13 protein-coding genes are annotated in these 12,922 nt (G+C 71.4%); 10 read left to right on the forward strand and 3 right to left on the reverse strand.

Translation table 11 applies throughout. From position 1 onward, the window contains the following. The 3 genes from pafA (at window position 1) to ACSQ11_RS14520 (ending at window position 2,847) form a co-directional block, all read left to right on the forward strand. Window positions 1–1,362, forward strand: coding sequence for a Pup--protein ligase (pafA, locus tag ACSQ11_RS14510; RefSeq protein ID WP_436006590.1), 1,362 nt, complete (start codon window positions 1–3; stop codon window positions 1,360–1,362). A 97-nt stretch (window positions 1,363–1,459) separates the two neighbouring features. Next, window positions 1,460–2,416 carry an FKBP-type peptidyl-prolyl cis-trans isomerase gene (locus tag ACSQ11_RS14515; RefSeq protein ID WP_436006592.1) on the forward strand — a complete coding sequence of 319 codons (957 nt, stop codon included), beginning with the start codon at window positions 1,460–1,462 and terminating at the stop codon, window positions 2,414–2,416. A gap of 44 nt (window positions 2,417–2,460) precedes the next feature. Continuing rightward, window positions 2,461–2,847, forward strand: a complete 387-nt coding sequence (locus ACSQ11_RS14520) for an FKBP-type peptidyl-prolyl cis-trans isomerase (RefSeq protein ID WP_436006594.1) — start codon at window positions 2,461–2,463, stop codon at window positions 2,845–2,847. Here ACSQ11_RS14520 and ACSQ11_RS14525 read toward each other — a convergent pair. Further along, on the reverse strand, window positions 2,834–4,018 hold the full coding sequence (locus ACSQ11_RS14525; RefSeq protein ID WP_436006595.1) for a DUF3866 family protein: 1,185 nt from the start codon (window positions 4,016–4,018) through the stop codon (window positions 2,834–2,836). The genes ACSQ11_RS14520 and ACSQ11_RS14525 overlap by 14 nt on opposite strands. 32 nt (window positions 4,019–4,050) lie before the next feature. Between ACSQ11_RS14525 and ACSQ11_RS14530 the strand changes: the two genes are divergently transcribed. The 6 genes from ACSQ11_RS14530 to ACSQ11_RS14555 all read left to right on the forward strand — a co-directional run bounded on the left by ACSQ11_RS14530 (window position 4,051) and on the right by ACSQ11_RS14555 (window position 10,984). Further along, window positions 4,051–5,040 (forward strand): helix-turn-helix transcriptional regulator, encoded by a 990-nt coding sequence (locus ACSQ11_RS14530; protein ID WP_436006597.1) that lies wholly within the window; start codon window positions 4,051–4,053, stop codon window positions 5,038–5,040. Beyond that, a complete protein-coding gene (locus ACSQ11_RS14535; RefSeq protein WP_436006599.1) occupies window positions 5,040–6,008 on the forward strand; it encodes a helix-turn-helix transcriptional regulator in 969 nt (322 codons plus the stop codon). The genes ACSQ11_RS14530 and ACSQ11_RS14535 overlap by 1 nt, the downstream gene beginning before the upstream one ends. 29 nt (window positions 6,009–6,037) lie before the next feature. After that, complete coding sequence (tatA, locus tag ACSQ11_RS14540; RefSeq protein ID WP_436006601.1) at window positions 6,038–6,355, forward strand: Sec-independent protein translocase subunit TatA; 318 nt, start codon at window positions 6,038–6,040, stop codon at window positions 6,353–6,355. An 81-nt stretch (window positions 6,356–6,436) separates the two neighbouring features. Next, entirely contained in the window at window positions 6,437–7,210 is a 774-nt protein-coding gene (gene tatC / locus ACSQ11_RS14545; protein WP_436006603.1) for a twin-arginine translocase subunit TatC, read from the forward strand. Further along, window positions 7,207–8,103, forward strand: a complete 897-nt coding sequence (locus ACSQ11_RS14550; protein WP_436006605.1) for a YegS/Rv2252/BmrU family lipid kinase — start codon at window positions 7,207–7,209, stop codon at window positions 8,101–8,103. The genes tatC and ACSQ11_RS14550 overlap by 4 nt, the downstream gene beginning before the upstream one ends. Before the next feature lie 10 nt (window positions 8,104–8,113). Further along, window positions 8,114–10,984 carry a DEAD/DEAH box helicase gene (locus ACSQ11_RS14555; RefSeq protein WP_436006607.1) on the forward strand — a complete coding sequence of 957 codons (2,871 nt, stop codon included), beginning with the start codon at window positions 8,114–8,116 and terminating at the stop codon, window positions 10,982–10,984. A 13-nt stretch (window positions 10,985–10,997) separates the two neighbouring features. Here the strand turns inward: ACSQ11_RS14555 and ACSQ11_RS14560 are convergent, their stop codons facing one another. Further along, window positions 10,998–11,990 carry a 5'-3' exonuclease gene (locus tag ACSQ11_RS14560; RefSeq protein WP_436006609.1) on the reverse strand — a complete coding sequence of 331 codons (993 nt, stop codon included), beginning with the start codon at window positions 11,988–11,990 and terminating at the stop codon, window positions 10,998–11,000. A 41-nt stretch (window positions 11,991–12,031) separates the two neighbouring features. Next, window positions 12,032–12,412, reverse strand: coding sequence for a hypothetical protein (locus tag ACSQ11_RS14565; RefSeq protein WP_436006611.1), 381 nt, complete (start codon window positions 12,410–12,412; stop codon window positions 12,032–12,034). Window positions 12,413–12,449: 37 nt separating this feature from the next. On the opposite strand from ACSQ11_RS14565, the gene ACSQ11_RS14570 reads away from it, so the two are divergent. Then, complete coding sequence (locus ACSQ11_RS14570) at window positions 12,450–12,872, forward strand: Lrp/AsnC family transcriptional regulator (RefSeq protein WP_436006613.1); 423 nt, start codon at window positions 12,450–12,452, stop codon at window positions 12,870–12,872. The last annotated feature ends 50 nt before the right edge of the window (window positions 12,873–12,922 follow it).

Below are 12,922 nucleotides of genomic sequence, written 5' to 3' on the forward strand. Positions count from 1 at the left end.
ATGGAGCGACGGATCTTCGGGATCGAGAACGAGTACGGCATCACCGCCTCGTCCGAGGGCCAGCGCACGCTCACCCCCGACGAGGTCGCCCGCTACCTCTTCCGCAAGGTCGTCGCCTGGGGCCGTTCGAGCAACGTCTTCCTCGCCAACGGCTCGCGCCTCTACCTCGACGTCGGCAGCCACCCCGAGTACGCCACCGCCGAGTGCGACTCGTTGCGCCAGCTCGTCGCGCACGACCGGGCGGGGGAGCGGGTCGTCGAGGGGCTCGTCGCCGACGCACAGGCCCGGCTGCGCGAGGACGGGGTCAACGGCGAGATCTACGTCTTCAAGAACAACACCGACTCCGCCGGCAACTCCTACGGCTGCCATGAGAACTACCTCGTCGGCCGCGCCGGCGACTTCCAGGTGTTCTCCGACACGCTGCTGCCGTTCCTCATCAGTCGCCAGATCACGTGCGGCGCAGGCAAGCTCGTGCGCACGTCAAAGGGCGTGGAGTATGCCGTGAGCCAGCGGGCGGACCACATCTGGGAGGGGGTCTCCTCGGCGACGACCCGCAGCCGCCCGATCATCAACACGCGTGACGAACCGCACGCCGACGCCGAGCAGTACCGCCGCCTCCACGTCATCGTCGGTGACTCCAACATGAGCGAGACGACGACGATGCTCAAGGTCGGTTCGTGCGACCTGGTGCTGCGGATGATCGAGGACGGCGTCGTCATGCGCGACCTCACCCTCGAGAACCCCATCCGGGCCATCCGCGAGATCAGCCACGACATGACGGGGCGGCGCCTCGTGCGGCTCGCCAACGGGCGGGAGCTCAGCGCCCTCGACCTGCAGCGCGAGTACCTCGCCGCCGCGGCGGCATACGTCGAGCGCGAGGGCGCACGCGACCCCGACCACAAGACGGTCCTCGACCTGTGGGAGCGCACGCTCGACGCCGTCGAGACCGGCAACCACGGCACCGTCGACACCGAGATCGACTGGATCATCAAGTACAGGCTGCTCGACGACTACGCGACCCGGCACGGGCTCGACCTCGACTCACCGCGGCTGGCGCAGATCGACCTCGCCTACCACGACATCACGCGGCGGCGCGGGCTGTTCTACCTGCTCCAGGCGCGCGGCCGGGCGGCACGCGCCGTCACCGACCCGGAGATCTTCGAGGCCAAGGTCAAGCCGCCGCAGACGACCCGGGCCAAGCTGCGCGGCGACTTCATCCGGGCGGCGCAGGAGCACCGGCGCGACTTCACCGTCGACTGGGTGCACCTCAAGCTCAACGACCAGGCGCAGCGCACCGTCCTGTGCAAGGACCCGTTCCGCAACGAGGACCCGAGGGTGCAACGGCTCATCTCGGGCATGTGAGCGTGGATGTGACCCACGGGGCGAACTCAGGGACCTGACAGGTCCAGTGGTTATGGTGGGGAGAACCCCACCCCCGCTCGATCTGAGGTCATCTGCTGTGTCCCGCGCCCGTTTCGCCCCCTTCGCCGCTGCCCTGACCGTCGGCGCCGTCGCCCTCGTCGGCTGCGGCGATGCCGGCAGCTCCGACGGCTCCGGTAGCACCAAGGCCGACACCGGCCCGCTGGCCCAGGTCAAGGTCGAGGGCTCCGACCCGGCCAAGGAGCCGACCGTCACCGTCGCCCCCAAGCCGCTCAAGCTCACCGCCGAGACCAAGCGCGTCATCACCGAGGGTGACGGCAAGGCAGCCGGCAAGACCGACATGCTCTCGATCAAGGCTCAGGTCGTCAACGGCAGCGACGGCAAAGTCGTCACGAGCACCTGGAAGGAGGGCCAGACCCTCGGCATCGACCTCACCGACCAGCAGATGCTCCCGTTGTTCACCAAGCAGCTCGTCGGCGCCAAGCCCGGCGCCCGACTCCTGCTCGGCGCTCCCACCAAGGACGTCTACGGCCCCCAGGGCAACACCGACATGGGCCTCAAGCCCGAGGACCCGATCCTCTTCGTCGTCGACGTCGACGACGTCGTCGCCCCGCTCAAGCAGGCCGAGGGCGCGACCGTCGCCCCCAAGTCCGGACTGCCCACCGTCAAGATCAACGCAGGCAAGGCCTCGACGATCACCATGCCCAAGACCACCGCACCCACCGCGCTGGTCAACCAGCCGCTCGTCACGGGCACCGGCCCGAAGGTCGAGAAGGGCCAGACCATCAAGGTCGCCTACACCGGCGCCCTCTGGCGCAACGGCCAGGTCTTCGACTCCAACGCGACCGGCTACCCGACCGCCATCGGCGTCGGCGCGGTCGTGCCCGGCTGGGACAAGGCGATCGTCGGCCAGCCCGTCGGCAGCCGCCTCCTGCTCGTCGTCCCGCCGGCCGACGGCTACGGCACCCAGGGCCGCGGCGACATCAAGGGCACCGACACCATGGTCTTCGTCGTCGACATCCTCGGCGCCGTCTGACCCTCCTGAACTGCTCCGGACCCACCCTCACCGAAAGGACACCCATGGGCTTCGACCCCGCCACCACCCGACCCGAGATCGACTTCCCCGGCGAAGAGGCTCCCACCGAGCTCGTCGTCGAGGACATCACCGTCGGTGACGGTGCGGAGGCCACCGCGGGCGCGACCATCGACGCGCACTACGTCGGTGTCGCCCACTCGACCGGCGAGGAGTTCGACGCCTCGTGGAACCGCGGCGCACCGCTGACCTTCCAGGTCGGTGTCGGCCAGGTCATCCGCGGCTGGGACGAGGGCATCGTCGGCATGCGCGAGGGTGGCCGACGCCGCTTGCTCATCCCGCCGGCCTACGGCTACGGCGACCGCGGCGCGGGCAACGTCATCAAGCCCGGCGAGAGCCTGATCTTCGTCGTGGACCTCGTCAGCGTCCGCTGAGTCGCTCCATCCGCTGTGCCGCGGCGACACCGGCGACGGCGCTGACGACGAACCCCGCGAGGTCCTCCTTGAGGCCCCGCCCCATCGTCGACAGCCGCACCGGGCTCTGACGCAGCGCCGCCAGCACACCTTCCGTGCCGATCTCGACGACGTCGAGGTCGGCACGGCTGTGTTGGGCGAGCCTCGCGGCCTGGGTGCGGACGAGGGCCGCGAGCTCACCGCCTCCGGCCGGGACCGGGACGATCGCGGGTGACAGCAGGGCCTTCCCGTATGCCGTCGTGCTGTGGTGAGAGATCCCGCGGTGCCGTGGTCTCGGATCGGCTCCCGAGACGCGAAGGGCGGCGATGCTCGTCCCGCCGAGGACGTGGGTGGCGTGGAGTGCGTCGGCCACCGCGATGCCGGAGTAGCCCCACGGCGTGCCGGTGCCGACGTTGCCGGGGCCCTGGACGACGACCGTGACGTCGGCGCCCACGACGTGCCGGGCGGCGAGCAGACCACTGTGCAGCGAGACCGCCTCGTGGTCGCCACCGAAGGCCTGACCGACGGTGATCGTCTCAGCGAGCCAGCCAGCCTCCTTGAGACCGGCGACCGCGCGCGAGAAGGCAAGGGGGAGGGCCCCGCCGTCCGTCATGACGTAGGCGACCCGCGCCCCCGGGTCGATCATGCGGATGCCGGCGATGATCGCGGGCAGGGCCGAGTGCAGGTCCGCCACGACGACGGGCATCGCGTCGAGGGACTCGGCGTCGCGCAGCACGTGGTGGTTCGGGCTGTCCTGCTCGTCGACGGCGAGGAACATCTGCTGCTGCGGCGTGTAGCGGGCCTTGACGATGTGGCCGGGGGAGTCGGGGGCGTCGGCAGGCAGCCGGTCCGGCATCGCGACGACGAACGCGAGGCCACCGGTGCCCAGGCCCTTGAGCAGCGCCGACGCGTTGAGGACCACCCGGTCGCCGGGCTCGGGGCGCCCGACCATCGCCGTGTAGGCCAGAGCCCGCACCTCGGGCGAGCCGTCCCCCAAGTCGCCCCCCGAGTCGCCACTCGTGTCGACGGTCCTGTCGGCGGTCGTGGCTGCGCTCGGGGCGCCGGTCCCGGGAGGCAGGCGGACGGCATACTCCACCGCCCCCGGCCACTCACGGACCTGCCGGACGACCACGCCCTCGCGCCACTGCATCACGGGAGGCAGGGTATCGACTACCGTCGGACATCATGAGCGCAGCGCAGGGGCCGGCGGCCAAGACCGAGCGGCTCCTCAACCTCGTTCTCGTGCTCCTCTACACCCGCCGCCCGCTCGCCAAGGCCCAGATCCGGGGCCTGGTGCCGCAGTACGGCGAGACGGCGTCGACCGAGGCCTTCGACCGGATGTTCGAGCGCGACAAGGACGAGCTCCGGGCGCTCGGCGTGCCCCTCGTGACCGAGGAGATCGACGTCCTCCACGAGGACGAGCCGGGCTACCGGATCCACCAGCGCGACTACGCCCTGCCCGACATCGAGTTCGAGCCCGACGAGCTCGCCGTCCTCGGGCTCGCCAGCCGGAGCTGGGCGCAGGCGTCGATGGCGGGGCCGGCCGCCCAGGCCCTGCGCAAGCTGCGCGCCTCCGACGTCGAGCGCGACGAGGGGGCCCTCATCGGGATCGAGCCGCGTCTGCGCACGACCGAGCCGGCCTTCGAGGCGGTCAAGGACGCCGTGCTGAGCCGCACCCCGATCACCTTCGGCTACCGCCGGCCCGAGCGCCCCGAGGCGCAGGTCCGCACCGTCCAGCCCTGGTCGCTCGTGCAGTGGCACGGCCGCTGGTACCTCGCGGGCCACGACCTCGACCGTGACGACACCCGCGTGTTCCGGCTCTCCCGCATCGACGGCTCGGTCCGCAGCGCCGGACGGCCCGGGTCCTTCGAGGTTCCCGCCGACTTCGAGGCCAGGGTCCTCGTCGAGCAGTCCGCGCCGAGCGGTGAGACCCGCGTCGCCCGCCTCCTCGTCCGCCCGGGAGCGGGCCACAGCCTGCGCCGCCGGGCCACGCGTTCGGCCGAGACGGATGGAGGCTGGACCGAGCTCACCCTGGACTTCCACGACGTCGACGGCTTCGCCTCCGAGGTCGCCGGTCACGCCGACGACGTGCAGGTGCTCGATCCGAGCGAGCTGCTCGACCGCGTGCAGAGCCAGCTGCGAGCGGTGCTCGCCGTCCACGAGGCAGGTGCGTGATGGCGACCGAGACCGCGACCAGCCGCCTCACCCGGCTCCTCACGATGGTCCCGTGGCTCGTCAACCGCCAGGGGATCGAGCTCGAGGAGGCCGCCCGAGGGCTCGGCGTCACCGTGGAACAGCTCGAGTCCGACCTCAACCTGCTCTTCCTCTGCGGCTACGGCCAGATGCCCGACGAGCTCATCGAGGCCGACTGGGAGGAGGGCCGGGTGTTCGTCGGCAACGCCGACACCATCTCGCGCCCCCTGCGCCTCGGCGTCGACGAGGCGGTCACCCTCATCGTCGGGCTGCGCACCCTGCTCGACGTCCCCGGCCTCACCGAGCGGGACGCGATCGAGCGGGCCCTGGCCAAGCTCGAGGCCGCCGCCGGCACTGCCGCCGAGCCGGCCTCGCGGGTGTCGGTCGACCTCACCGACGCCGTCGACCCGCAGGTGCTCGCCCAGGCCCGCCAGGGCGTGCAGCAGCACCGTCGGCTCCACCTGACCTACCACGTGCCCGGTCGCGACGAGTCGACCGAGCGCGACGTCGACCCCATGCGGGTCATCGCCGCCGAGGGCCACTGGTACCTCGAGGGCTGGTGCCACCGCGCCGAGGGGGTGCGGATGTTCCGCCTCGACCGCGTCGAGGCGCTCAGCGTGCTCGACGAGGACGGCACGCCGCCCGACGGCGTGTCGCCGCGCGAGCTCGGCGAGAGCATCTTCAGTGCCGCCGAGTCCGACCTGCTCGTCACCCTGCGCCTGCTGCCCGGGGCGCTCTGGGTGAGCGACTACTACCCGGTCGAGACCGCGACCGACGCGGAGGACGGGTCGCGCACGATCACGCTGCGTACCGCCGACACCGCGTGGCTCGAGCGTCTCGTCCTCCGGATGGGCGGGCACGTCCTCGTCGTCTCACCGCACCATCTCAGCGAACGCATCGCCGTCCGGGCGTCCGCGGCCCTGGCTCCACAGACCCACGACGTAGACTGAACCAGACCCTCACCGGAAGAAGGCAACTCATGTTTGGTGGCCGACTCGGCGCCCCCGAGATCATCATCATCGCGGTTCTCCTCATCGTCATCTTCGGCTGGAAGCGCCTGCCCGACGCGGCTCGCAGCCTCGGCCGCTCGGCTCGCGTGTTCAAGTCCGAGGTCGACGAGATGAAGAACGACGGCAAGGACACCAAGACCGGGACCGTCCCCGGCGAGACCGTCCGCCGCGAGGCCGACGTGGACCCGACCGCGGCCCACGGCACGTCCCCCATCCGTGAGGACGCACCCCGGACCGACAACGCCTCCGGCGAGCAGACCGGCGACGCGACCCGCAAGATCGTCTGACCCGATCTCCCCATGGCCCGAGTTGCGAGACCCGGTCGTCCTCGCCTGCCCCGACGGCGCGAGCGCGACCCCGAAGGCAGGATGTCGCTCGGCGACCACCTGCGTGAGTTCCGGCGACGCCTCTTCATCGCGGCGGCGGCGCTCATCGTCTGCTCGGTCATCGGCTGGTACCTCTTCGACACGATCTACGAGCACCTCACCGCTCCCATCGCCAACATCGCGGAGCAGCGGGGCGAGGGCTCGCTCATCGACCTCAACTACGCGGGACTCACCGCGGCGTTCTCGCAGCGCCTGAGCCTGTCGATCTGGGCGGGGACGATCATGTCGGCGCCGATGTGGCTCTGGCAGGCCTGGGCGTTCGTCGTCCCCGGGCTGACCCGCAAGGAGAAGCGCCTCTCGCTGATGTTCGTGGCGGCGATCGTGCCGCTGTTCCTCGGTGGGTGCTGGTTCGGCTACACGACCCTGCCCAAGGCCGTCGAGATCCTGCTCGGCTTCACCCCGGAGGGCGCCGCCAACCTGCCGGAGGCGTCGCTCTACTTCGCCTTCGTCACCCGCTTCATCCTCGTCTTCGGGATCGCCTTCCTCTTCCCGGTGGTGCTCGTCGCGCTCAACGTCGTCGGCGTGCTCCCGGCGCACGTCATGATCAAGGGCTGGCGCCCGGCCGTCGTGCTCATCGTCGTCTTCGCCGCGATCGCCACGCCGACGCCGGACCCCTACACGATGCTGCTGCTCGCCACACCACTCATCGTCCTGTACTTCGTGGCCTACGGCATCGCCCGGCTGATCGACCGACGCAGGTCGCAGGACCGGCCGGACTGGCTCGACGCCTCCGACGAAGAGGCCTCTCCGCTGTGAGCGAGCGGCTGCGCGTCGGCCTCGTCATCAACCCGACGGCCGGCAAGAACACCGGTGCGCGCATCGGTCGTGAGGCTGCTTCGCTCCTCGCCGCCGCCGGCCACGACATCGTCGACCTGTCGGCCATGGACGGCGCCCACGCCCTCGAGCGGGGTCGGGCCGCGATCCGGGACGCCTCCGTCGACGTCGTGGTCGTCGCTGGCGGTGACGGCATGGTCCACCTCGGGGTCAACCTCGTCGCCGGCACCGACGTGCCCCTCGGTATCATCGCGGCGGGCACCGGCAACGACAACGCCCGCGAGCTCGGCCTCCCGGTCCGTGACGCGGCCAAGGCCGTCGAGCGGATCACGCGCGGGGCCACCCGGCGGATCGACGCCGCCCGCGTCATCGACCCCCACGGCGACCCTCGCTGGTTCGTCGGCGTCCTCGCCGCCGGGTTCGACGCCGTGGTCAACGAACGCGCCAACGGCTGGCGCTGGCCCAAGGGGCAGATGCGCTACAACCTCGCCATCGCCCGCGAGCTCGGGGTCTTCAAGCCCATTCCCTACGTCGTCGAGATCGACGGCACCCGGCACGAGACCAAGGCGATGCTCGTCGCGGTCGCCAACGGGCCGGCATACGGAGGGGGAATGAAGGTCGTCCCGGAGGCGAGCTACGACGACGGGATGCTCGACGTCCTCATCCTCCACGAGGTCTCGATCCCCACCCTGCTGCGCGTCTTCCCCAAGGTGTTCAAGGGCGAGCACGTGAGCCACCCGGCCGTCGAGATCCTGCGCGGGCGCCGGGTCCGGCTCGAGGCCAAGGGCATCGTGTCGTACGCCGACGGTGAGCGGTTCGAGCCGCTGCCACTCGACTGCGAGGTCGTCCCCGGAGCGGTGACCGTCCTGACGTAGCCTGACCGGCATGAGCACCCCGGGCCCACATCTGGCGGCATTCACGGCCTCGTTGGGGTTCCCCCTGGACGACTTCCAGGTGCAGGGGTGCCTGGCCGTCGAGGCCGGTCAGGGCGTCCTCGTCGCGGCGCCCACCGGCGCCGGCAAGACGATCGTCGGGGAGTTCGCCGTCCACCTCGCGCTGGCGACGGGACGCAAGGCGTTCTACACGACGCCGATCAAGGCCCTGTCGAACCAGAAGTACCACGACCTCGTCGCCGTCCACGGTGTCGACAAGGTCGGTCTGCTCACCGGCGACTCCTCGGTCAACGGCGAGGCGCCCGTGGTCGTCATGACGACCGAGGTCCTGCGCAACATGGTCTATGCGGGGAGCTCGACGCTGCGCAACCTCGGCTTCGTCGTCATGGACGAGGTCCACTACCTCGCCGACCGCTTCCGCGGCGCCGTCTGGGAGGAGGTCATCATCCACCTGCCCGAGTCGGTACAGGTGATCTCGCTGTCGGCCACCGTGAGCAACGCCGAGGAGTTCGGCGACTGGCTCGCCGAGGTGCGCGGCAACCACGCCGTCGTCGTCTCCGAGCACCGCCCCGTGCCGCTGTGGCAGCACATGCTCGTCGGCAGCTCGCTGTTCGACCTCTTCGTCGACGAGACCGCGGAACCGCGCGAGGACGGCTCGACCCCACGGGTCAGCCCCGACCTCGTCCAGGCCATCCGGGGCGCCGAGCAGCGCCGCAACGACGACGGTTGGGTGCGGGGGAGCACCCGGGACCGTGGTCGCGGCCGCGACGTGGGTCGCGACCGTGGACGCGGTCCGGGACGCGGCCCGTCCGGGGGAACGGGGTATGCCGGCCAGGGCCACCGTGGGGGACCGGGTGGCAACGGCGGGGCCCGCGGCTCCTCCGGCCGCGACGACCGCGGGTTCGTGCGGGGCGGACGCCCCGGTGGGGGCGCCACCCGTGCCGAGGTCATCGCCCAGCTCGACCGAGACGGTCTGCTGCCGGCGATCACGTTCATCTTCAGCCGCATGGGGTGCGAAGCGGCCGTCGGGCAGCTGCTGTCCACCGATACCCGGCTCATCCCGCAGCGCGAGGGCGAGCGCATCCGGCGCCACGTCGAGGAACGCATGGGTTCGCTCGCGGAGGAGGACCTGGGCATCCTGGGCTACTTCGACTTCGTCGAGGGGCTGTCGCGCGGCTTCGCGTGCCACCACGCCGGGATGCTCCCGCTCTTCCGCGAGATCGTCGAGGAACTCTTCACCGCGGGCCGGATCCGCGCCGTCTTCGCGACCGAGACACTGGCGCTGGGCATCAACATGCCGGCGCGCACCGTCGTCCTCGAGAAGCTCGTGAAGTTCAACGGCGAGGCGCACGTCGACGTCACCCCGGCCGAGTACACCCAGCTCACGGGCCGGGCCGGACGTCGTGGGATCGACATCGAGGGCCACGCCGTCGTGCAGTGGAGCCGCGGGCTCGACCCGATCGCCGTCGGTGGGCTGGCGTCCACCCGCACCTATCCGTTGCGCTCGAGCTTCCGCCCGACCTACAACATGGCCGTCAACCTCGTGGCGCAGGTCGGTCGTCAGGTGGCTCGCGAGATCCTCGAGACGTCGTTCGCGCAGTTCCAGGCCGATCGGGCCGTCGTGGGACTCGCCACCAAAGTGCGCCGCAACGAGGAGGCGCTCGACGGCTACGCCGAGTCGATGCACTGCCACCTCGGTGACTTCCGCGAGTACGCCGCTCTGCGCCGAGCGATCGCCGACGCCGAGAAGGACGGCGCCAAGAAGCGCTCGGCCAGCCGGCGGGCCGAGGCGGCGATCAGTCTCGAGAACCTCAAGGTCGGTGACGTCGTCAAGGTTCCGGCCGGACGTCGCTCCGGGTGGGCGGTCGTCGTCCAGTCCGCGCGCACCGGCAAGGGCGCGCCGAGCGGCCCCGGCGTGGTCACCGAGGACCGGCAGTTCCGCCGACTCACCCTCACCGACGTGCCCGTACCCGTCGAGGCGGCGACGCGCATCACCGTGCCCAAGCACTTCAACCCCAAGTCGCCGAAGTCGCGTCGCGACCTCGCGACGACGATGCGGATCGCCGTGCCCCATGACCCGCCACCGAAGGCGATGTCGGCCAAGGAGGCCGGCCTCGAGGCGGCGCAGGAGAACGACCGGATCGCGCACCTGCGCACGGAGCTCAAGGCGCACCCCTGCCACCAGTGTCCCGAGCGCGAGGACCACGCCCGCTGGGCCGAGCGCTGGCACCGGCTCAAGCGCGAGACCTCGGGGCTGCAGCGCAAGGTCGAGGGCCGCACCAACAGCGTGGCCCGCACCTTCGACCGGATCTGCGTCGTGCTGCGACAGCTCGGCTACCTCGACGACGACAGCGCGGTGACCGACCGCGGGGAGCGGCTGCGCCGCCTCTACACCGAGCGCGACCTGCTCGCCGCGGAGTGCCTGCGCCGCGACGTGTGGAAGCGCCTCGACGCCCCCGGGCTCGCTGCCTGCGTCTCGACGCTCGTCCACGAACCGCGGCACGAGCAGGCCGACCCCTCGCCGCGCATGCCCAACGACGAGGTGGCGGCGGCGGTCACCGAGATGCAGCGCCTCTGGAGCGAGCTCGACGACCTCGAGGGCGAGCACGGCCTGGAGACGACCATGGCCCCTGACGGCGGCATGGCGTGGATGGTCCACCGCTGGGCGAGCGGCGAGCGGCTCGACGCCGTCCTGCGCGGCCAGGACATGGCCGCCGGTGACTTCGTGCGACGGTGCAAGCAGATCGTCGACCTGCTCGGCCAGATCGCCGACGCGGCCACGGACACCGAGCTGCGCCGGTCGGCGCGCAAGGCCATCGACGGCGTCCGGCGGGGAGTCGTGGCGGCCGACCGCCTCGACTGAGAACGCCTGCGGCTCAGGGGATCTGGAGAGCGGCGAGCACCCGGTTGATCGGGTTCGTGATGCCGTAGGTCGAGGCCAGCTCGCTGAGCAGCCGGGTGTCGGCCACCGCCGTGGGCAGCGCGGCGTCGACCGTGGCGACGGGCGCGTCCCGCGCGACGCGGACCACGCGCGGCGCCACGTCGAGGTATGCCGCAGCCGCCTCGAGGTTGGCCCGTCGCGCTCCCTTGATGGCCGGGTCGCCGTCCTCGATCGCCTTGCGCAGGCCGTCGAGCGTCCCGTATGCCGCGATGAGCTGGGCCGCGGTCTTGTCACCGATGCCCTTGACGCCGGGCAGCCCGTCACTGGTGTCCCCGCGCAGGATCGACATGTCGGCATACGCGTCCCCGGTGGGGACGGCATACCTCTCCTCGAGGTAGGCCTGCGTGCCCAGGTCGGGCTCGCGCACTCCGCCCTTGCCGGTGTAGAGGACGCGGACGGCGTTGTCGTCGTCGATGAGCTGGAGCAGGTCGCGGTCGCCGGTCACGACGTCGATCAACATCGTGCCGCGGTGCCGCTCGACGAGGGTGCCGATGACGTCGTCGGCCTCGTAGCCGTCGGCGCCGAGGCGGGGGATGCCGAACGCGGCAAGGGCGTCGGCGATGAGCGGGACCTGGGGAGCGAGGTCGTCCGGTACCTCCTCGGCCGCGGTGTCCGCCGAGGCGGGGTGGGCCTGGTCGGGCGCGTCCCCGGGAGCGGGGCTGGGCGCCGTGGCAGCCGGACCGCCGACGCGGTGGGCCTTGTAGCTCGGGATGAGGTCGACCCGGAACTGCGGTCGCCAGTCGTTGTCCCAGCAGGCGACGAGGTGCGTCGGCTGGTGTGCCGTGACGAGCGTGGCGATCATGTCGAGGAAGCCGCGCAGGGCGTTGGTCGGGTGCTCGTCCGGGGAGGTGCGCTGGTCCGGGACGCCGTAGAAGGCGCGGAAGTACAGCGAGGCGGAGTCGAGGAGCAGCAGCCGGTCCGTCGTCATGGCGGCAGCCTAGTTGGGTGCCACCCGGGGCAGGCGACGGCTCAGAACGCGCCCGCCACGGCGCCGACGAGCCAGAGGCCGAAGCCGACGAGCAGCAGCCCGGCGACGACGATGTCCCACACCGTCCGGGGAGAGCCCCGGCCGATCCGGACCAGCCGGACGACGAGGGTGACGGCGAGCACGAGCGCGGTCAGGGGAGCGACCACGATGGCGCCGACGAACCCGGCGACGTCGTGGGGGGTCAGGGTGCACCCGAAGCCCAGGCCCTCGCACTGGCCATTGGGGTTGCTGTCGGGTGCCACGAGGTAGGCCGCACCCCAGACGAGCCACACCAGCACGAGGGCACCGAGGACCAGGAGCGAGCCGCGTGGCATCGGGGTGGTCGTCGTCGGCGTGGCCGCCCGTTCCGTCGGTGTGGTCATGCCAGACATCGTGCCCTGTGGAACTAGGGTTGGTCGCGTGGAGGACCTGGATCGCAAGATCGTCGACCAGCTCACGACCGACGGTCGCATGAGCTACACCGACCTCGGGCGCGCCCTGGGCATGTCGACGTCGGCCGTGCACCAACGCGTGCGCCGTCTCGAGAAGCGCGGCGTCATCAAGGGCTACACGGCACGCGTGGACCACGCCGCGATCGGCGTCGCCATGACGGCCTTCATCTCGATCACGCCGCTCGACCCCGCGGCCCCCGACGACATCCCGGACCGCCTGCGTGACGTCCCCGCCGTCGAGGAGTGCCACTCGGTCGCCGGCGACATGAACTACGTCCTCAAGGTCCGCGTCGCCACGCCGCACGAGCTGGAGGAGCTGCTCGCGACGATCCGTGCCAAGGCCAACGTCTCGACGAGGACGACCGTCGTCCTGTCGACGCCCTGGGAGTAGCCCAGGGCGCCACGCCACCGCGCCACGGCGCCCGGCGTCGTGCTGTGGAA

Source organism: Knoellia sp. LjRoot47 (assembly GCF_964253435.1).
GTDB lineage: Bacteria > Actinomycetota > Actinomycetes > Actinomycetales > Dermatophilaceae > Knoellia.